Origin of the sequence: Paenibacillus sp. JMULE4, assembly GCF_013337105.1 — a bacterium.
In the GTDB taxonomy this organism is placed as follows: domain Bacteria; phylum Bacillota; class Bacilli; order Paenibacillales; family NBRC-103111; genus Paenibacillus_G; species Paenibacillus_G naphthalenovorans.
The window spans coordinates 409,956-430,390 of record NZ_SGWF01000011.1 but is presented as its reverse complement, the minus strand read 5'-3'; the positions used below and the strand labels follow the sequence as shown (position 1 = coordinate 430,390).

The following is a 20,435-nucleotide window of genomic DNA, read 5'->3' as shown; positions in this document are numbered from 1 at the left end:
CATATCATGTTTTCATTGCTGAATTCAATGTAACTCAACTTTCGCAGCATGAAATGGGCAAACAAGCCTTAATGTAGTTGGGTAAAGCGGCAATCCATTGCTGGAGTTGACGTTGAATCAGAGCCGAAAGCTTTTTTCCTGCTTTCGTTGCGGTTTCGTTGATCAGATCGAGCAGTTGCTGCAAGGCGATCGCCCAGTCCAACGTGCCAACTTCGTCGCACAAAACATAAAACAAGCCGCCGAACGAGCGAGCATCTGTACTTTGCCGGTGCTGCCATGCCAGCAGAATATAGCGTGAAAACACAATGGTCGTATGGCTAATCAGCAAATCATAGGAGCGACCTTGAAACTCTTTCTGCAAACGAAGCAGCGACTTGGTGCACTTGAAGAAGACCTCGATGTCCCAGCGGATCCCGTAAATACGGATCACGTCCTCCACGGAGAGGGAAAGATCCGTCGACAGTACCGCGAGCCATTCATTCTTCTTCGTACGATGACGGACGAATACCACGCGAACCGGTATGCCGGGGGCAAGCTCGGTTTGAATCGAACGGAGGATGCCCCGTTTCTTACTCTGCACCGGAGACGCTGCCGCATATAGTTCTTTGAGCGACAGCTTCCGGCCTTGAACAAGGAAACGCTTATTGTCGTTCTTGACCATGCCGATCACGTCGAGCCCGCGAGAAACGATTTCGCCAATGAGGGGCGCGTGCGTGAACCAACTGTCCATCAAGACGTAGGAGGCCGTGGCTCCAGCGGTAAGCGCACGATCCAACATCGATACGATTACCTGCGGAGCCGGCAGGAGTGCTTCTTGACGTCGCTTATAGCCGTTCGTCCGTTTGTCGATCTTCTCGTTCATGCCGTTAATGGCAGATTTGCTGGAACTGAGCAGTGTGAAGTCCAGCGGCAGAAACGTATGGCCGTCGGACCATCCCATGGTGAGCATGCGAAAGCCCTTGTAATAAGCGCCGGTAGCATGATCTTTGAACCTGGCCAGCAACTCGACGGCTTTGCTGCGGTTGCGCTCGAACATGGAGTCGTCGACGATGAAGACGGTGTCCCGATTGGACGACGTAAGCACGTTGACCTTCTGCACCGTCGCGACGCTGAGCGACGTCAGAAAACGACGCCAGGCAAAGCCTGCATGGTTGAGGAAACGATAGACGGCATCCTCCTTGCCGGGAAATGCGTCGCCCTTGCTGCTCTCGAGCAGTCGGAACCAATTCTTCTGGTGAAACAGCAGAACGAAGACGAGTTGGAACAGCCGAGCACAGCTAAAGCCGAATCGCTTACGGAACCCGGCTTGCTGAAGATGTTTCAGCACTTTCAGTTCTTGAAAAGCGGGCTTTAATTCGTTTGGCAGTTGATTCAGGTCGGGCTGATGGTCTATCATGATGGAAGACACCTCTTCTGTCTGGTGGTGATTGTTCGTCACTCTCACTTTACCAAACGAAGTGGTGTTTTTCTATTTGTGCAAGCTGGCTATTCAACAGACCTTAAGCCCGCTCTACAATTGGTTTTACATTGATTTTCTAGGTGCGAAAGTTGAGAATGTAACAAAGCCCGGTCAAAATGACTCTACACGATTGTTCCAATATTCTGACTATTCCAACCCTTTTCTAGCATTTATTTGCCACGCTCTGGATTTTTGTTCCAATAGGAAAAAGCCGCTTACGCGGCTTTAAACGATCTGATAATGCCGATGACGAGGCAAGTTCAGCCTGATGCAGGTTCCCGATCCCATTTCACTATGAATGGAGATGACGTCAGACGTTTGGTAAAAGATACGCAAACGCCGGATGACATTTTGAATACCAAGTCCCAAGCCATAGGATTCGGAATTTACATTCAGCAAACGTTCAATGGTTTCGCGGGACATTCCCGCTCCATTGTCATGGATCTCGATCTTTTCGCAGCCCTCGTCCCGATAAATGTGAATTCGGATTCGGGTGATCGTTTCCGCAGATTGAATACCGTGAACAAAAATATTTTCGACAATGGGCTGAAGGGTCAACGACGGCATTTCAATATCCAGACAGGCTTCATCCACTTCGAATTGAATGTCAATCTGATCCTGAAATCTGACTTTTTGAATATAAAGGTACTTATGGATAATATCCAGTTCTTCCCGCAGCGTTACCCGGCTCTCTACTTTTTTCAGATGATATCTCAGCAGCTTGGACAGGTTCATCATCAAATCTTCCGTTTTGTAGGCTTTTTCCATGAAGGCCAGCCGGGATATAATATTTAACGTATTGAACAGAAAGTGAGGATTCATTTGACTTTGCAGCGCTTTTAACTCCATCTCCTGCAGCAGCCTTTTATATTCCTCCTGGCTTTTGACTTCTCTTAGCAGCCGCTCGATATTGTGGCCCATGACCACATAGGCCGCCATCAATTCGCCGATCTCATCCTTTCGTTCCAGAGATATGTCGCTTACATTAAAATCGCCCGACGATATTTTGCGGGAGCGCGCCGCCAATTTTCTCAACGGCAAAGAAACACCGTGAAAAATAAACAGGGAATACAGAATACTAATCACAATGGAAACGAAAAACATGGTTCTTCCCATGATCTGAAACAAATGCTTGCTTTCTGTAATTTTAACAAACTGCTCCCGATAGGAGGTCAATTCAGAGCTTGTTATATTTCTCGTGTTGTCCATAATAAATCCGGCCAGCTTGAACGATTCATCATAATGCGCCGTATAGGCATCAATCTCCTGCCGATCATAGTATGTGACGCTCACTTCCACCTCCTGTTGAAAACGATCCAGCAAATGGGTCAATTGAAGTAGCTGGAATTGGCTGTTGTGCAAAAACGTTTCTTGCTCCATGGTTGCTGCGTAATCGTTCAGCAAACGGAGCCCGGCTGTGAGATCATCACGATCTTTCTCGTAGCCCCTGCTTAAATATTGATTCAAAGAGCTTTGCGTGGCTTCCACCGTATTGGCAATGTCGTTCATTCGGACAAAGCTTCTTAAGATCATTTCATAATTATCGAGATGCTGTGTGAAATTATAATAAATGATAAACATCAGCCCGTTAAAAAAGGCGCTGAAAATAATCACATAGATAAATACCTTTTTGTAAATCCGGATAGGCCTTCACTCCTCTCTTGTCTGCAAATAGGCATCCATAGACGAGCGGTCGATAATGAACGATTCCGTATAGTTCATCGGGGATACCGGCTTCCGATGTATAATTCTTCTCATCAATTCCACGCTTTTAAAGCCCATCAAATATGACTTCTGCTGGACTGCCGCTTGAATCACGCCCTGCTTAATCAGCTCTACGGTTTCCGGCAAATCATCAAAAGCAATGATATCGATCTGGCGTGCCGGAAAGTACTTGTTCACCGCTTGCGCAATTCCCGGACCGTCTAAAGCGCTTACACCGAACATCACATTAATGTCCGGGTGCTCCTTCAACATCTCGTATGCCTTTTTTACCGCTTCCAGCTTGCTGATTTGCGAACCCTCCAAAGCGACAATCGTAAAATCCCTGCGGTCCTTGATGGCCTCCTTGAACCCTTCGATCCGCAGCTTCATATGCTGCCCTTCGGGATTTCCCGAAATGATGCCGATATGAGCAGGATCATGCCGGTGCGCTTTCAGGTAGTTTCCGATTTGCACGCCCGCCCGATAATTGTCCGTGCCGACAAATGCCAATCGCTTGCTCTGTGGGGCGTCCGTGTCAATCGTAATCAAAGGAATGCCGGCTTCCACCGCTTTATTGATGACGGGAACAAACACGTCATCCAGCCCCTGAGTGATGATGCCATCCACTTTAGAAGCGATCGCTCTCTCAATGAGAAGACGATGCTCTTCGATGCTTGCCCGGTAGGGCCCCTGCAGATCAATCCGCAGATCCTCTCCCGCGGCAGCCTGCGCCCCTTTAAGAACCACATCCCAGTAGGGGTGCTTGGCTTCCTCGGATACCAGTAAAATTTGCTTTTGCTTGACCGGATTCGCATTCTCCGTAAAGTGCCGCCTCGCATCCTTCGCCAATTCCCACGATTGATAAAAGGATATCCCTAACCAGAATGAACCTGACAACAGCGCCGCGAACAAAACGAAATACAGAAACCAGATCTGTTTCACTTTAATCTCCATCAGACCTCGCTTGGGTTCTTCCCCTTGATTTTTTTAAACACGCGGCTAAAATAATTCGGATCATGAAAGCCTACCTGAAAGCTTACCTCTTTAATACTGGCTCCGTTTTTTAGTCTCAATAAAGCGGCCGCCTGCTCGACCCGGTATGCCGTAAGATATTCGGAAAACGTCTCTCCGAAGCTTTTTTTAAACCACTTGCTGAAATAATTTACGGAGAACCGGGCATACGCCGCCATCTCTTCCACCCTCAAGTCCCGGTGATAGTTTTTCCGGATATAATCCTCCACTTTCAGCTTCAATTGATTGTCTCCCCGCAGCTGAAGCAGCACCCTGCGAAAAGCTTCTCTTACTGCCGACAGCTCAGTTCCGACAGGCTGGATTTCCCATACCAGACCCGGCTGCTTTTGGTTTTGGAAGCGCTTTATATTTTTGTCAAGCTCAGCCGTTACCTGCAAAGGAAGTTCGGATGAGAAGATCAGCGCCAGCTTCATTTCCCCCAAAGCCAATTCCAGCACAACAGGAAACAGCACTTTCCACTTTCGAATGAGCTCTTGGGCCGCCTCCATCCCGCTGCTGCCCATTGGCTTGAACGTTACCAGGTATCCGGGCATTTCATCGATGCCGAGCAGCTGTCTCATTTCCTGAAAATTGGCATCATTTAAGGTTCCTTGGATCAGTCCATTGAATAATTCCTTCTGCAAAAAATGGTTCGTTAACTGGAACCGTTCCCGGTTCAAGATGTGTTCCGTTCGTACTTTCCGTTCCTTTCTGCATTCATCCAATGTGCTTCGAACCGTCCGTACGATTTCTTCCCTGCCGGCCGGCTTGACCAAATAATGTTTGACCTCCAGTTGGATCGCACGCTGGGCATATTCGAATTCTTCGTACGCCGAAATCAGGATCACTTTCAATTTAGGAAACGAATCCTTCAATTCGTGAATCAAGTCCAGGCCATTAATCCCGGGCATCTGGATATCTGCAATCAGCAAGTCCGGTTTACAGGCTTCCGCCAATTCCAGTATCCTTCTTCCGCTTGTTTCCCGATACACTGTAAGCTCAGGAAAGGCATCCTTTAAAATCCATTCGAGTGCCTTTGCTTCGATGGGCTCATCGTCCACAATAAAGCAAGTTTCAGCCATTGCAACCTCCTTAACATACAAGAGTTTTAGGAAATATTTTACTATTCACACTTTGATTATACACCATTTTCCGCAAGCGAAAATAAGAAAAACCTGGCCGCTGGCCAGGTCCTTATCTAAACATATACTACGTGCACAGGGAGGCATGGGTATGACCAGTTAGACTCAAGGCTTGACCGCTGTTCCGTCCGGCGTACGTGCTAACGTCCACATTGGAATCGTCCCTTGACAAGGGTATTTGGTCGCCTCTTCCTCGATGATATCTATACCAAGCCCAGGCCGGTCGCTCAAGTAAGCATATCCATTTTTAACAATCGGACAGCCTGGAAAAACGGTTTGCAGCTGCTCATTAAGCGGCGTCCACTCCTGAATACCGAAGTTGGGGGTGCTTATAGACAAGTGCAAGTTTGCCGCTGCGCCAACAGGGGAAATATCTCCTGGTCCGTGCCAAGCTGTTCTAACACCGTAAAACTCCCCAAAAACAGCCAATTTTTTGGCGGGCGTAATTCCCCCTATCGCGCTTACATGGGCACGAATAAAATCAATCTGACGCTTGGCTATTAATGGCTTCCATTCGTTCACGTTTGTAAAAAGCTCCCCGATAGCGATCGGTGTACTGGTCTGCTGACGAATCAGTTCGATCCAATCCAAATTCTCAGGAGATGTCGGATCTTCTAAATAGAACAGATGGTAAGGCTCCAGCTTCTTGGCCAATCGAACCGCTTCAATCGGTGCGATTCTTTCATGAACGTCATGGATCAGTTCAATGTTGTATCCAAGGGTTGCACGCAGATGCGCAAATAAATGTTCAATACTTTTCGCGTAGGCTTCCGGGTCGAAATAAACCCCGGGTTGAACATGCTCCGGCGAATGCTTAGACTGAATATTCGATGCCCGTGAAATGACTTTGGCAATCAAACGTGTGTCTTCCGTCCCGCTTCCGCCGTACATCCCCATCTGAACGCGGAGATATTGATATCCCTCATCCATGAGTTGTCTGGCATTTCGCTCCACTTCCATTTCATTGCTGCCATCAACATGGCGGTACAACGCAACCCCGTCACGGCATTTGCCGCCTAACAATTCATAGACCGGCATATCGGCTATTTTCCCTTTAAGGTCCCATAAAGCCATATCGATTCCAGAAAGAGCATTGTTCATAATCGGTCCATTTCTCCAATAGCCGCTTACGTTTGCACTCTGCCATATATCCTCTATTCTAGATGGGTCTTTACCGATTAAGAAAGGCTTCAAATAATTCTCTATCGCAGATTGAACAGCGTAAATCCGTTGGGTAAACGTAGCGCAGCCGAGCCCATACAAGCCCTTCTTATTCGTTTCGACCTTCACTACTACCAAATCAATGCCGCCAGGAGCGGTTAATATGACTTTTACATCTTCAATTTTCAAATTGAGCATCTTGATGGACCTCCTTTTAACGGGTGTAGTTATCCTGCAGCTCTTCTGAAAAGCAGAGGCGTATTTTTTTCTGCGCAGCTAGCGCCCAAGCCAGCCGCCGTCAACAGCAAGCAAGTGTCCATGAACATATCTGGCCCCCTCTGAAGCAAGGAAAACGGCAGGAGCTTTAAAATCGTCTGGATTTCCCCACCTTCCAGCAGGGATACGTTCGAGAATTTGCCTGCTCCGGACAGGGTCATTCATCAAAGCCTCATTCATGTCCGTGGCAATATAACCCGGCACGATCGCATTCACATTAACCCCGTGCGGGGACCATTCGTTAGCTAACGCTTTTGTTAATTGAGCCACAGCCCCCTTTGCGGAAGCATAAGCCGGAACAAGAATACCTCCTTGGAACGATACGAGGGAAGCGATATTGATGATTTTTCCGCTTTTTTGAGGAACCATATATTTACCCGCTTGTTGACAAAGCAGCCATACCACTTTTAAATTGACTTGTATAACGTCATCCCAATCTTCTTCTGAAAAATCAACGGCAGGCGAGCGCCGTTGAATACCTGCATTGTTAACCAGGATATCGATCTTGCCAAAGGTATTGACTACCGCAGGAATAGCTTCTTTCACTTGACGCAGATCAAATAAATCACATGGAACAATAGAACATTTCACGCCCAACTGTTCAATCTCTTGTTTGACGGAAACCTGATCAGGCGAGCGCTGCAGTAATGCAATATCCGCTCCCGCTTCTGCCATCCCTATAGCAATGGACCGGCCAATGCCGCGGGTTCCACCAGTGATTGCAGCTACTTTTCCTTTTAGACTAAATTCATTCATGGTCATGGGGTTCTCGCTCCTATTTTTACGGGTGAAATAATACTTTCAAAGAAATATCCGTATTTTCCATAGTTGAAAAACCTTGCTGAATATCATCCAGCGGAAGCTTATGGGAAATCAGAGAAGCAACATCAATAATTTTTTTCTCCATAAGTCTAATTGCTATAGCAAAATCGTTTGAATTTGCACATCTTGTCGTTGTCAAAGATATTTCTCTGAAGTGCATGGCGGCTAAATCAATGGTTGGCGCTTGCTTATACACACTTACGACCACGATTTTGCCCTGGTATTTGATACATTGAATCATCTGATTGGCTGTAGCCTGAGTTCCCGCAACCTCAAATACGATATCGGCACCAACACCTTTAGTAAAAGAAAGCACCGCTTCTTTAATGTCCTCTTCTTTCGCATGAACTGCCGTAAAGCCCATTTGTTTTGCGACCTGCAGACGGTAAGGACTGATATCCGAAATAAAGATCTCGCTTGCGCCCGCCTGTTTGGCCACCTGGCCAATAAGCAGCCCGATCGGGCCTGCTCCCAAAATAACTACGCTGTCCCCAACCTTCAGGTCCGATCGCCTAACCGTATGTACGGCAATAGCAAGCGGCTCTGTCAGCGCACCCTCTTCATCAGACACGTTGTTAGGCAGATGATGAAGACGGTGAATGGGTACGGCAACGTATTCGGCGAATCCCCCGTCCTTATCAATACCGATGCATCTTAATGTTGCACATACATGATACTGTCCAGCAAGACAAGCAGCGCATGTTCCGCAAGTTAAATAAGGCTCAACGGTTACGCGATCCCCCCGGTGGAAGTGATCATTGTCCGCAATGGACTCAATCGTTCCGCTAAACTCATGACCCAAAACTACCGGAGCCTTAGCCCGTGGATGTTTCCCTGCAAAAATCATCATATCCGTACCGCAAATCCCTGCATAGGCAACTTTAATCAGTGCTTCGCCTTCCCCTGCAACGGGTTTTTCGATGGATTCCGTTTGAACTTTTTTCTCGGCAATGTACATTCCTGCTTTCATTGCATGCGCCTCCAAATGTGTTTTTACAATAAGAATTTCATTTATTTTAGGTTCTTGGTTACTGATGCAACCACCCTAAAGGAGCCAAAACGATTTGAGGAAAAATGGTTAACAAGAGCAGAACCAACACTTCCGCAATTAAAAAGGGCACTACGCCTTTTATGATATCGTCCATTCCAATTTTCCCTACACCTGCTGCTACGTTGAGCACTGTTCCGACTGGCGGGGTTAGTAGTCCGATACAGTTATTCAGCACAAAGAGCAATCCGAAAAAGACAGGATCTATACCTGCATGTTCAATGATCGGCATCAGCACGGGGGTAAGAATCAAGATCGTAGGCGTTAAATCCATGGCCGTACCGACCAAAAATACTAATGCATTTATAGCGAGCAAAAGAAGTACCTTGTTATCCAGAAAAGGTTCGAGAAGTGCGGTTACTTGCCCCGGTATGTTCGCTATTGTAATTAACCAAGCAGACACCATAGCGGCAGCCGCTAAAAGCATAACCACGCTTGTTGTTTTGGCAGCAGCCAACACTACTTTGTATAGCTGGTCAAACTTTAACTCACGGTAAACCACCATACCAACAAACAAGGCGTACACCGCAGCCACTGCTGCCGCTTCCGTAGGTGTAAAGATTCCCCCGCGCAAACCTCCAATAATAATTGCAGGAAGCATCAAGGCCCAGATGGCAGACCGGGTTGCGAGCCACATTTCTTTGGCTGATTTTCGCGGCTGTGTTTCCACTTTTTCTTTTCGCACAATCCATGCCCAGGTAATGGTCAAAGCCACTGCAAGAAGAATACCGGGCACGATCCCTGCCATGAACAATTTGGAAATGGAAACTCCACTCGTTACCCCGAATATAATCATGGGAATACTTGGCGGAATAACAGGTGCGATAATGCCCCCTGCGGCAATTAAGCCAGCCGATCGGTTCCGGTCATACCCCGCCTTTGCCATCATTGGGATTAATATAGCTCCCAGAGCCGCCGTATCGGCCACTGCCGAACCGGACAAACCTGCAAACAAAAGGCTGGCGATAATGGCAACGTATCCAAGCCCACCGCGGACATGGCCAACGAGAGCCATCGCTAACGCGATGATCCGTTTGGAAATGCCTCCTGCGTTCATAACCTCTCCTGCCAGAATAAAAAAGGGGATCGCCATAAGAGCAAAATTGTCGGCACCATCAATCAGGTTGGATGCTAAAATTTGCGTATCGAAATTATCCATAACTAGCATGAGCGTTAAACCGCTAATTAGTTTCCCCTGAAAAAGTCAGGGTGTTTTGAGCATAATTAAAAGGAATTCAGCACCTCAAAATGGAAATTGTTATTGTCGAGATAACAAAGTTCCACACCCCGAGGGAAGAATTCCTTTGCTATAGGAGTTCAACAGAAGCCCTCGGGAATCCTTCCAAGAGGTGAAGAAAATGTTGAAACTTCGAGACGAGCAATTGACCATCTGGGATGCCATTCTCCCGGAATCTGTTAGAAAGTTGCCGGTCGAGCTTGCAATCATAGATCAATTACTGGACGACGACCGTTTTCTTCAACCGTTTACTGAGTTGCACCCGAAAGGCAAGAAAAGCGGCCGTCCTACGCTTGCAATTGAAAAGTACATCCGTCTTATGGTCCTGAAGCATAAATACAATTTGGGCTACGAGTCACTCGTGAAGGAAGTCGGTGACAGCATCACATGGCGAATGTTCTGCCGGTTTGCCATCGACGAACCGATGCCCGACCCGTCTACGCTCATCTATGCCCGCAAACGCTACGGCGACAAGATCGTCGAAGACATCAATGCCGCACTCGTAAAGCAGTGTGAGGAAAAAGCCGTTCTGAAAACCCGCAAATTGCGCACGGATACGACGGTTGTGGAATCCGATATCCATCACCCGACAGACGCTACGCTGTTGCAAGATGGCGTAAAAGTCATCACTCGAACGATTCAGAAAATCCGGAAAGTCGCCTCCCACACTGTTCAAGGCTTTGAAGATCGTACGGCAGAAATCAAGGAAAAGATTCTGTCCATCGCGAAAGTTCTACGTCGCCGCACCCGTGAATCTTGGGAAGAAGTTGACCGGATCACTGGGAGCGTAATCGAAGTAGCCGAGAACGTTGTGAACAAGGCGCAAACCGTTATCGAGAAACTGCAAGACAAGGGCAAAGCTGCTCTTCGACAAAGTAAAACCAAACTGACCGAGGCGGTCACGCTAACCGGCAAGTTGTTGGAACAAGCCAAACAGGTCGTTTCCGGCAATCGAATCATCGCAGATCGGATCGTCAGTTTCTTTGACCCGGAAGCAAGACCGATTAAGAAAGGTAAGCTGGCCAAAGGAACTGAGTTCGGCTACAAGGTGCGAATCGACGAGACGGAAAGCGGCTTTGTGACCGGCTACGCTGTCTACGAGGGGAACCCCTCGGATGATGAACTGCTCGTTCCCGCTGTACAGGCGCATATCAAGCAATTCGGCAAAGCGCCGCAAGCTGTAGCGACCGACCGCGGTTTCTCAAGCAAGAAGAACGAAACGGCCATTACCGAACTTGGTGTGAAGCGAGCTAGCTTGCCGCGAAAGGGCAAAAAAGGCATTGCCCGATCCGAGTACGAAAACGAATTATGGTTCAAAGACTTGCAGCGTTACCGTGCAGCTGGAGAAGCGAAGATTAGTCTTCTCAAGCGGAAGTACGGTTTGAACCGCAGCAGGTATCGGGGCTTTGTCGGCTCAAAATGCTGGGTCGGCTTCGGGATTCTGACCCACAACCTGCAAAGAGCGGCAAAAATGCTCCAAAACTAACATGGAAACCGATCATTAGGGAAAGTTCCCCCTCACAACCCAGCCAGCAACCCGAAACTATTTTTGAAAATCGACTTTTTCAGGAGCAACTAATTAGTTTCCCCTGAAAAAGTCAGGGTGTTTTGAGCATAATTAAAAGGAATTCAGCACCTCAAAATGGAAATTGTTATTGTCGAGATAACAAAGTTCCACACCCCGAGGGAAGAATTCCTTTGCTATAGGAGTTCAACAGAAGCCCTCGGGAATCCTTCCAAGAGGTGAAGAAAATGTTGAAACTTCGAGACGAGCAATTGACCATCTGGGATGCCATTCTCCCGGAATCTGTTAGAAAGTTGCCGGTCGAGCTTGCAATCATAGATCAATTACTGGACGACGACCGTTTTCTTCAACCGTTTACTGAGTTGCACCCGAAAGGCAAGAAAAGCGGCCGTCCTACGCTTGCAATTGAAAAGTACATCCGTCTTATGGTCCTGAAGCATAAATACAATTTGGGCTACGAGTCACTCGTGAAGGAAGTCGGTGACAGCATCACATGGCGAATGTTCTGCCGGTTTGCCATCGACGAACCGATGCCCGACCCGTCTACGCTCATCTATGCCCGCAAACGCTACGGCGACAAGATCGTCGAAGACATCAATGCCGCACTCGTAAAGCAGTGTGAGGAAAAAGCCGTTCTGAAAACCCGCAAATTGCGCACGGATACGACGGTTGTGGAATCCGATATCCATCACCCGACAGACGCTACGCTGTTGCAAGATGGCGTAAAAGTCATCACTCGAACGATTCAGAAAATCCGGAAAGTCGCCTCCCACACTGTTCAAGGCTTTGAAGATCGTACGGCAGAAATCAAGGAAAAGATTCTGTCCATCGCGAAAGTTCTACGTCGCCGCACCCGTGAATCTTGGGAAGAAGTTGACCGGATCACTGGGAGCGTAATCGAAGTAGCCGAGAACGTTGTGAACAAGGCGCAAACCGTTATCGAGAAACTGCAAGACAAGGGCAAAGCTGCTCTTCGACAAAGTAAAACCAAACTGACCGAGGCGGTCACGCTAACCGGCAAGTTGTTGGAACAAGCCAAACAGGTCGTTTCCGGCAATCGAATCATCGCAGATCGGATCGTCAGTTTCTTTGACCCGGAAGCAAGACCGATTAAGAAAGGTAAGCTGGCCAAAGGAACTGAGTTCGGCTACAAGGTGCGAATCGACGAGACGGAAAGCGGCTTTGTGACCGGCTACGCTGTCTACGAGGGGAACCCCTCGGATGATGAACTGCTCGTTCCCGCTGTACAGGCGCATATCAAGCAATTCGGCAAAGCGCCGCAAGCTGTAGCGACCGACCGCGGTTTCTCAAGCAAGAAGAACGAAACGGCCATTACCGAACTTGGTGTGAAGCGAGCTAGCTTGCCGCGAAAGGGCAAAAAAGGCATTGCCCGATCCGAGTACGAAAACGAATTATGGTTCAAAGACTTGCAGCGTTACCGTGCAGCTGGAGAAGCGAAGATTAGTCTTCTCAAGCGGAAGTACGGTTTGAACCGCAGCAGGTATCGGGGCTTTGTCGGCTCAAAATGCTGGGTCGGCTTCGGGATTCTGACCCACAACCTGCAAAGAGCGGCAAAAATGCTCCAAAACTAACATGGAAACCGATCATTAGGGAAAGTTCCCCCTCACAACCCAGCCAGCAACCCGAAACTATTTTTGAAAATCGACTTTTTCAGGAGCAACTAATTAACAGAGCGAACGCAATTGGGGTACCCAATGCCATTATTCCTAGCAGTGAAGCTACAAATACAACCAGAGTCACGATGTTCCGCCTCCTATTCTGTCCCCGGTGTTTCGCCGCTCATTCATATGCCCGAATCCAGCTTGCCCTACCAGTTCTTCCGAGTCTGTCGTCATAATCAAATCTTTCTCGCTATATTTATTGAACAAAATACGATATAGATTCGCGAAAACAATAACCATCATTCCAATGCTTGTAACAAGTCCGATGCCGTAGATGAAAAAATAGGGCAGGCCTGAAGCTGGAGCTGTTTGATTTAAATTAATGATGGTCAGCTTCCAGCTTCCGTCAAACAGGAACACAAGTGTAATTAATATTAATAGATTACTGACCACGAAACATATCTTCTTACCCTTATACGAAAGCTTCTTCACCATCATGTCGACACCCAAATGCTCATTATCCTTAAGGCCAAGAATCGATCCTAAAAAAATCATCCAAATAAACAAAAACCTTGATAGTTCCTCTGACCAAGTGAGCCCTGTATTAAAAACGTACCGTAAAACAACGTTCCCGAACACAAATATGGTCATCAATGATAAAGAACAAACGATAAAAAAATTGAGCAGGCCACTGATTCTGTCGATCAACTTTACCACGGTGATCACTCCTTTCCAGTTGTTTAATCAAGTTGTTAATCAATCGCAGCCGTGACGAAATGGGGAGGATTAATGAAAGATGCTCACGACACCCGCTTCACATCTACCCTAATCCTCCCTTCTAAAAAGCTAGGGCTTTCTTGTTTACTTCTCTCCTCTTACTTTTTGAATCTCATCGAACATTTTCTTTACAAGCTCTTCTCCAAGCTCTTTAGAGTACTTGTCAATCACTGGTTTAACGGCTTCTTGAATCTTTTTTGTTTCCTCATTTGAAAATTCACTTACCTGCATGCCTTTGCTTTTCAAATACTCCAGTGACTTTTTCGTTTCTTCCCGGTTTAGCTCACGCTGAAACTTTCCTGCCTCAATGACCGCATCTTGTAAAATTTTCTTTTCTTGATCATTGAGCTTGTCCAATGAAAATAAATGGTGTATACAAATGCTTGGATAGGCTCAAATGGGATTGGACTTCATAGAATTTACTTGATTGAATAGCAGTCAAGGGATTTTCCTGTCCGTCGATGGTTTTCGACTCCATTGCTGTAAACAACTCCGAGAAAGGCATCGGTGTTGGATTGGCACCTAAAGCTTTAAATACATCGAGATGGACTTGGTTTGGAATCGTCCTAATTTTTAATCCCTTGAAATCCTCTAGAGTAGCTACCGGCTTCTTACTATTCGTCAGGTTACGGAACCCGTTTTCCCAATATCCGAGCCCGATTAAGTTATGGGCCGGCAATTTATCCAGCAAAGTTTTTCCTACCGTACCATCTAACACGGCATCGGCTTCTTTTTCATTGTTGAATATAAACGGCAGGTCGAAAATACCGAATTCTTTCACACTTGCTGTTAGTGGCGAGGTCGAAATGATCCCCAACTCTACGGTTCCTGACTGAAGGGAATCGGAAACCTTTTTGTCATCACCTAATTGGTTGTTAAAGTATACGTTTACTTGAAATTTTCCTCCGCTGTTTTTCTCAACGATTTCTTTGAACTTTTTTCCGCCAACGCCTTCAGGATGATCCTCGGTTAAACCGACAGAAAGTTTAAATTTACGTTCACTGATTCCCTTGTTTTCAGAGGTTCCGGATTGAACTGTAGTATTGTTATTTTGACCTCCCCCGCAGCCAATTACCGAAATAAGAAGACCAAAGACGACCAGACCGGAAATCGCTTTTTTCCATAAACTTTTCACTTGTAATGCTCCTCTCACAAAATTGATCTTGTTAAGATATTGAAATACAAATCATCATTCATGATGGCGGTTACATATTATTGTTTAGACATACACATTTACATGTTTTCTGTTTAGCGGCCGCTTATTCTTACTCTTCTTCCAAGCCTTCTCCCATGAAATGGCAGAGGTTAATATAGCGCTTTCAATCGATTGAAGTGCAGTTTAAATGAAGCATCTCCCCCAAATCATAACTATAGTCAGTCTAGCGTCTGTCTCCCCCGTTTCTTATTCTCAATCCATCTCCTATTTATTATATATATTAATACGGATTATATATAATATAACAAAAATCGTCAAGATATTTATATATAAAATTAAATATTATATATAATGTTTTTTCTTCTAAATAAAAAAATGGCCTTCTCCTTGTGAATTTCCTAAAGGAAAAGCCATTTATATCACTCATTTTATTCTTGTTTCATTACAAAAGGACATGATATGTTCTCTAAATGCTGCCTTTGATTTTTCTACATCGCCTTGTTCCAACACTTCAACGAGCTCTAAATGGTATTTATAGACTTCTTCAGGTTTTATTTGTATAGTTGGATGGAGGTATGCAATATACCTTCGAATATGAGTGTTCAAAATTCCCCATACCCTGTTATAAATTTCAATTTGAGACCATTCAATAATTTTAGAATGAAAATCCATATCGAAGCCTGATTGTGTTAAATAGTCCGGAGTTCCGCTTTTCATCTTTTCAACTATATCGTACAGTTCCCCTGTATCCCGTCTTGTTAATTTGGGGACAACAATTTCAAGTACGCTGGTTTCTATTTCGGTACGTAAAGAGAAAATATGATAAAGTTCGACTTGATTGATCTCAGTAACAAAGGCTCCTTTGTATTTAACTGTTTTCACTAATCCTTCCTCTTCCAATCCCCTTAACGCTTCACGGACAGGAACCTGACTAATACCATGATTTTTGCAATTTCTGTTTCTACTATACGCTGTCCAGGTTTTAATGTATTCGAGATAATGTCCTCTCTCAGTTTCTGTTTGATCTCATCTTTTAGAGAAACCAATCGAGTTGACTGGTTATTAATCGGATTCATCTTCTCACTCCTTTTCAATCATTTTTATAAAAAATCTGTTATTATATATAATTAATTTTATTATATATAAATACCCGAATGAATTTCAACGTTTATATTTTTTCGGGGTATAAAAAAGCCGTACCCGTTGTAGACGAACTACAATCAGGTACAGCTTCTATGCGTTCAAGCGTTTACATGGTCATTCCGCCATCTATCGTAATCAGACTGCCGGTCATGAAGGCGGACTCATCGCAGCAGGCGAATAAAATCGCATGCGCGATTTCTTCCACCCTGCCGAGACGTCCCATCGGCTGTCTTGCGGTAAACATCGCTTCCATTGCCGCCGGATCGGCGGCATTTCTGATCTTTTCCTCAATAGCCTGCGTATATGTCGTGCCGGGGCAGACACAGTTCACCCGGATGTTGTCTTTGATATAATCGGCCGCCATGGCTTTCGTCAACGATACCACGGCTCCTTTCGATGCGGAATAGGCACTTCTGTCGGTGTGGCCTTTCAATGCCGCGACAGAACCGTTATTGACAATCACTCCGCCGCCTTGCTTCTTCATTTGCAGTACGGCATATTTCGAAACCAGAAATGTCCCCTTTACATTGACCTGCATGGTTTTATCGAAATCTTCCTCCGACATGTTGTCTACTCTGCCGGGCAGTACAATCCCCGCATTGTTGACCAGGATGTCGATTCTGCCGAAGGCTTGGACGGTTTCCTTTACAATACGTTCGGCATCGGCCGGATTGGAGACATCGCCTTGGACGAATATCCCTTCAGCCTCCGCCTTTTTCAATAGCTCTACAGCTGCTTCCCCATGGCCGGCCGTACGGGAATTCACTGCCACTTTAGCGCCATATTTGCCAAACTGTATGGCAGTGGCAAGTCCGATCCCCGATCCTGCTCCGGTCACCAGCACCACTTTTCTCAAAAAATCCAATGTTAGAATCCTCCTAATCACGGAAAGACAATATTTACTTGCCGAAGATTAAATTCGGAATGAACAACGTTAAATCCGGAATGAAAATAACCGCAATGACGACCAGCAATACGCTTAGCAGCAGCAGCCAGGATTCTTTTATGAATCTCCAGAAGGAGGTTTCAAAGATGGAGCAAACGATATACATGACCACTCCGACCGGCGGCGTTAAAAGCCCGATCGTCAGCGTCAAAACCATCACAATGCCAAAATGAACGAGGTCGATGTTCAGCTGTACGGCGACCGGAATGAGAATGGAGGTCAACAACAGGATCAAGACCGTCGAGTCCATGATCATGCCCACGATCAGCAGGAACACGATGAGAATAAGCATGATGATCCATGGCGTTTCGGAAATGTTCAGCAGCAAGGCCGCCATTTTTTGCGGGATCTGTTCCCAGGTTAAGCCGTAACTGAAGATCGCCGACAGCGCGATTAACAGCATGATCATGCCGATGTCGAGCGCAGTATCTTCCAACGTCCTCACAAATTTTTTCCAGGTAAATTCTTTGTAAACAAGCAGACCGATCACGATCGCATAAATGGCGGCAAAAGCGCCGGCCTCGGAAGGCGTGAATATGCCCGTTCGCAAGCCCGCCAGCAGCAGGATCGGAAAGAGAAACGCCCATATGCAATCGATGAAAGTCGTCCAGATTTCTTTGGGAGGAGCCACTTTTGCCCGTTCCGGCTGATAACCTTTACTCCGTGCGGTAACGGAAACCGCGACCATTAACAATACCATCATGAGGAGACCGGGAAGAATGCCTGCGGCAAACAGCCGGCCGATGGAAACTTCGCCTATGCTTCCGTAAAGAACAAGACCGATGCCCGGCGGTATCATTGTCGTAATCATCGAGCTGGTACCGATAACTCCCGCCGCAAATCCTCTGGAATACCCTTTCTCGATCATGCCCGGTCCCAGAACGCGTCCAAGCATGGTGGCGTCGCCGATCGCCGAGCTCGTAATTCCGCCCAGCATCGTGGCCAGCACCATGTTCACTTGTGCCAACCCCGCACGCATATGTCCCGCCAACACGGACGCCAGCTTCATCAGCCGATGCGTAATGCCGGTTTCGTTCAGCAGGTTGCCCGCGAATACAAATAAAGGAATCGCAAGCAGAACAAAGCTTTGTGTCTGAGTTAGCACAAGCTGGACCGGCATCGTGAACGACAGTGTCGGCTGCTGCAAGAAGAAAACGAACCCCGAAATCCCTATCGCAAAGGCTACCGGCATGCCCAGAATCATCAGTAATAAGAACACGATAGTGACCAATAACACGTTTTATGCCTCCTTTCCATTAAAGTGATTACAGAAATTCTTTATTGCTTTCCGTCGTTTGAACACTCTGATAGCCTCTGGCGATTTGCTCTTTGATTTTCACGATCGTGGTGCTTAACATCAACATGCACCCGACGGGCACGCTCAGCGTAACCCAGGTATAGCTGAAGCCCGGAATTCCCTGATACGTTCTGAGCCGTGTCGTATAGGAGAGCCATAAGCCAAAGCCGATAAGTACCGCCAAAAATAAGATAATCAAGATTTGGTTCATGATTTTAAGGTAAAACTGCGCCTTTACCGGCAGGCGGCTTACAACCAGCTCGATGCTCACCAGCTTGTCGTTTCTCATCGCCATATCGGCGCTTAGAAAGACGCACCACGCAAACAGAAAGGTTGCTACATCCACAGCCCATGAGATAGGGTGACCAATGGTTCTTGCGATGGCCGTGGCAAAAACCAATGCCGTTATGATCGCCAACGCCGTTTTGACGATAAAAACCTCTGCTTTACCGATGTAATCATACAGTTTTTTCATGGTTCCACACCTCCGCATCACGTTCTTATTTTCCGGCCTGCCCTTGCGGGCAGGCCGGAAAATAAGAATTACGATTTCAGCTCCTGGTTACTTGCCCATTTCTTTAAAAACGGTATCTCTGGCTTGAACCAGATTTAATTTCGTGTAAGCTGCCTCGCCGGCTTTTTTGAACGCTGCAATGTCGATCTCGTTGGCCGGAATGATCGTTACGCCGTGGGCGGCAATTTCTTTCTTGAGCTGTTCCGTTTCCTGCTCCATCTTTTTGGAAATTTCAAGCCCGGCTTTGTTGCATTCCTCGATGAGAATATCCTGATACTCTTTAGGAAGGGTAATCCTTCAAATTGATCGTCTTGTTGCTGTTATTATAAATCTCTATGTACTCATATGGCTCCGCAGACACCCCGGAAGGCTGTTTGGAGTTAAACATAATTTCCGTAATCAGCACATACGGAGGTGCGGCCGCCGCTTCAACCTTCGGAACCGTACCCGCCATTGGAAGGCCGGATACGGCGACGGCGAAAGCTAAAAACAATTTGATCCATTTCCGTTTCAACACATTCTCCCCATCCTTATCATGATTTACCGCACAACCAGAACATACGATCCCGCATTCAAACGTGTGCGTATTTATGGATTATAGTGAAGGTTTGTAAGCGGAATATCATCTCAATTTTAAGAAAAAGTAAACAGATTCTGAAATATTTCAGCCCGCAAAAAAGCCACAATGCGAGGGTTGTCGCATTGTGGCTCAGGACAAGTCGTAGCGAAGCCGTAACGATTTCGGCCAAAGTAATCGGTTTCATTTTTTGCGCGTCATCCAACTCTTCCCGGCCTATTTTTACCCGGATGCGTTCTCGTCTTCCAACGCCTGGTCGGCCGCTTTCCACGCATTGAAAATATGCTCTTCCGCTTTTTTCTGGGCCGTTGTTCCATCCCGCTGCAGAATGGCCGAGGCGATGAGCCGATGCTCGTTCAACGTGCTATACTTGCGTGTGCTGTTTTTGGTCCAAGCCGTCGACCTGATCAAAGTAATCGGATTTTGTAAGCTCTCCAGCATTTTTCTCAGCACTTCGTTTTTGGATATGTAATAAATTTTTGAATGGAATTCGTTGTTGATTTCGGCAATCACTTTATAATTGGTCAGCTCTTTTTCCTTTTCAAAAACAACCTCCATTTCATTTAACAACGAGTGAAAGTCCGCCAGCTCCTCCTCGGTTGCATTCTCGGCGGCAAGTTTGGCGGCTAAGCCCTCCATAACCGCTCTCGTTTGATAGAAATCGAGTATATTTTTCCTGGACAGTTTGGTTACGAAAATTCTCCGATGAGGCAGCGTTTCCACTAATCCTTCCGATTCCAGCTTGTTCAGGGCATCGCGAATCGGGGTGCGGCTCACCTCCAAATCCTGCGCAAGATTGGTTTCGATCAATCGTTCTCCCGGCCGGTACACCCCGGCTAAAATGTTATTTTTCAGCTGCTCGTATACAACTTCCCTGATCGTTTTAGGCCGAATCATATCTTTTTGTTCTCTCCCTTTTATCTAAACAAGCTTATTAATGGAATCATAACAATAAGTAGAACGACAATCAATAACGTCAGGGAAAATCTTACATTTCGCTTCTGCTTCATCGCCGCCC

17 protein-coding genes and 2 pseudogenes are annotated in these 20,435 nt (G+C 46.5%); 2 read left to right on the top strand and 17 right to left on the bottom strand.

Features of this window, described 5'->3' with window-relative positions; translation table 11 throughout:
- Positions 1 to 34: 34 nt before the first annotated feature.
- From EXW96_RS07295 to EXW96_RS07260, 8 genes and pseudogenes are all read right to left on the bottom strand, one after another.
- Positions 35 to 1,396, bottom strand: a complete 1,362-nt coding sequence (locus EXW96_RS07295; RefSeq protein ID WP_174350234.1) for an IS4 family transposase — start codon at positions 1,394 to 1,396, stop codon at positions 35 to 37.
- 288 nt (positions 1,397 to 1,684) lie between these two features.
- Positions 1,685 to 3,073 (bottom strand): sensor histidine kinase, encoded by a 1,389-nt coding sequence (locus tag EXW96_RS28275; RefSeq protein ID WP_062409099.1) that lies wholly within the window; start codon positions 3,071 to 3,073, stop codon positions 1,685 to 1,687.
- A gap of 36 nt (positions 3,074 to 3,109) precedes the next feature.
- On the bottom strand, positions 3,110 to 4,105 hold the full coding sequence (locus EXW96_RS07285) for a sugar-binding protein (RefSeq protein ID WP_160327379.1): 996 nt from the start codon (positions 4,103 to 4,105) through the stop codon (positions 3,110 to 3,112).
- An 11-nt stretch (positions 4,106 to 4,116) separates the two neighbouring features.
- The gene (locus EXW96_RS07280; RefSeq protein WP_174350233.1) at positions 4,117 to 5,256 is read right to left on the bottom strand and encodes a response regulator transcription factor; all 1,140 of its coding nucleotides are present in this window, start codon (positions 5,254 to 5,256) and stop codon (positions 4,117 to 4,119) included.
- Positions 5,257 to 5,421: 165 nt separating this feature from the next.
- Positions 5,422 to 6,675, bottom strand: coding sequence for an enolase C-terminal domain-like protein (locus tag EXW96_RS07275; protein ID WP_174350232.1), 1,254 nt, complete (start codon positions 6,673 to 6,675; stop codon positions 5,422 to 5,424).
- A gap of 78 nt (positions 6,676 to 6,753) precedes the next feature.
- Positions 6,754 to 7,515: an SDR family oxidoreductase gene (locus tag EXW96_RS07270; protein WP_062409103.1), complete on the bottom strand. Its 762-nt coding sequence runs from the start codon at positions 7,513 to 7,515 to the stop codon at positions 6,754 to 6,756.
- 19 nt (positions 7,516 to 7,534) lie between these two features.
- Positions 7,535 to 8,545 carry a zinc-dependent alcohol dehydrogenase gene (locus tag EXW96_RS07265; protein WP_062409104.1) on the bottom strand — a complete coding sequence of 337 codons (1,011 nt, stop codon included), beginning with the start codon at positions 8,543 to 8,545 and terminating at the stop codon, positions 7,535 to 7,537.
- A gap of 58 nt (positions 8,546 to 8,603) precedes the next feature.
- Positions 8,604 to 9,812: pseudogene (locus tag EXW96_RS07260) on the bottom strand (TRAP transporter large permease); the annotation flags it as partial.
- 169 nt (positions 9,813 to 9,981) lie between these two features.
- On the opposite strand from EXW96_RS07260, the gene EXW96_RS07255 reads away from it, so the two are divergent.
- A complete protein-coding gene (locus EXW96_RS07255) occupies positions 9,982 to 11,346 on the top strand; it encodes an ISNCY family transposase (RefSeq protein ID WP_074730239.1) in 1,365 nt (454 codons plus the stop codon).
- A 266-nt stretch (positions 11,347 to 11,612) separates the two neighbouring features.
- On the top strand, positions 11,613 to 12,977 hold the full coding sequence (locus EXW96_RS07250) for an ISNCY family transposase (protein WP_074730239.1): 1,365 nt from the start codon (positions 11,613 to 11,615) through the stop codon (positions 12,975 to 12,977).
- A gap of 165 nt (positions 12,978 to 13,142) precedes the next feature.
- Here the strand turns inward: EXW96_RS07250 and EXW96_RS07245 are convergent, their stop codons facing one another.
- The 9 genes and pseudogenes from EXW96_RS07245 to EXW96_RS07200 all read right to left on the bottom strand — a co-directional run bounded on the left by EXW96_RS07245 (position 13,143) and on the right by EXW96_RS07200 (position 20,314).
- Positions 13,143 to 13,724: a TRAP transporter small permease gene (locus EXW96_RS07245; protein WP_062409106.1), complete on the bottom strand. Its 582-nt coding sequence runs from the start codon at positions 13,722 to 13,724 to the stop codon at positions 13,143 to 13,145.
- Positions 13,725 to 13,868: 144 nt separating this feature from the next.
- Positions 13,869 to 14,919, bottom strand: a pseudogene (locus EXW96_RS07240) (TRAP transporter substrate-binding protein).
- Positions 14,920 to 15,363: 444 nt separating this feature from the next.
- Entirely contained in the window at positions 15,364 to 15,822 is a 459-nt protein-coding gene (locus EXW96_RS07235; RefSeq protein ID WP_217437280.1) for a GntR family transcriptional regulator, read from the bottom strand.
- A gap of 367 nt (positions 15,823 to 16,189) precedes the next feature.
- Positions 16,190 to 16,948: an SDR family NAD(P)-dependent oxidoreductase gene (locus EXW96_RS07225; RefSeq protein ID WP_174350228.1), complete on the bottom strand. Its 759-nt coding sequence runs from the start codon at positions 16,946 to 16,948 to the stop codon at positions 16,190 to 16,192.
- Positions 16,949 to 16,982: 34 nt separating this feature from the next.
- A complete protein-coding gene (locus EXW96_RS07220; RefSeq protein ID WP_174350227.1) occupies positions 16,983 to 18,266 on the bottom strand; it encodes a TRAP transporter large permease in 1,284 nt (427 codons plus the stop codon).
- Positions 18,267 to 18,294: 28 nt separating this feature from the next.
- Entirely contained in the window at positions 18,295 to 18,801 is a 507-nt protein-coding gene (locus EXW96_RS07215) for a TRAP transporter small permease (protein WP_062409111.1), read from the bottom strand.
- Positions 18,802 to 18,888: 87 nt separating this feature from the next.
- The gene (locus EXW96_RS07210; RefSeq protein WP_309225055.1) at positions 18,889 to 19,071 is read right to left on the bottom strand and encodes a hypothetical protein; all 183 of its coding nucleotides are present in this window, start codon (positions 19,069 to 19,071) and stop codon (positions 18,889 to 18,891) included.
- Positions 19,072 to 19,120: 49 nt separating this feature from the next.
- Positions 19,121 to 19,357, bottom strand: coding sequence for a lamin tail domain-containing protein (locus tag EXW96_RS07205; protein ID WP_174350226.1), 237 nt, complete (start codon positions 19,355 to 19,357; stop codon positions 19,121 to 19,123).
- A gap of 282 nt (positions 19,358 to 19,639) precedes the next feature.
- Positions 19,640 to 20,314, bottom strand: coding sequence for a GntR family transcriptional regulator (locus EXW96_RS07200; protein ID WP_174350225.1), 675 nt, complete (start codon positions 20,312 to 20,314; stop codon positions 19,640 to 19,642).
- Positions 20,315 to 20,435: the final 121 nt, after the last annotated feature.

What these genes read in the sequence shown, in the direction of transcription:
- EXW96_RS07265 (WP_062409104.1), bottom strand. Translation starts at nt 8,545, where the DNA reads ATGAAAGCAGGAATGTACATTGCCGAGAAAAAAGTTCAAACGGAATCC.
- EXW96_RS07250 (WP_074730239.1), top strand. Translation starts at nt 11,613, where the DNA reads ATGTTGAAACTTCGAGACGAGCAATTGACCATCTGGGATGCCATTCTC.
- EXW96_RS07295 (WP_174350234.1), bottom strand. Translation starts at nt 1,396, where the DNA reads ATGATAGACCATCAGCCCGACCTGAATCAACTGCCAAACGAATTAAAG.
- EXW96_RS07275 (WP_174350232.1), bottom strand. Translation starts at nt 6,675, where the DNA reads ATGCTCAATTTGAAAATTGAAGATGTAAAAGTCATATTAACCGCTCCT.
- EXW96_RS07280 (WP_174350233.1), bottom strand. Translation starts at nt 5,256, where the DNA reads ATGGCTGAAACTTGCTTTATTGTGGACGATGAGCCCATCGAAGCAAAG.
- EXW96_RS07255 (WP_074730239.1), top strand. Translation starts at nt 9,982, where the DNA reads ATGTTGAAACTTCGAGACGAGCAATTGACCATCTGGGATGCCATTCTC.
- EXW96_RS07200 (WP_174350225.1), bottom strand. Translation starts at nt 20,314, where the DNA reads ATGATTCGGCCTAAAACGATCAGGGAAGTTGTATACGAGCAGCTGAAA.
- EXW96_RS07215 (WP_062409111.1), bottom strand. Translation starts at nt 18,801, where the DNA reads ATGAAAAAACTGTATGATTACATCGGTAAAGCAGAGGTTTTTATCGTC.
- EXW96_RS07270 (WP_062409103.1), bottom strand. Translation starts at nt 7,515, where the DNA reads ATGACCATGAATGAATTTAGTCTAAAAGGAAAAGTAGCTGCAATCACT.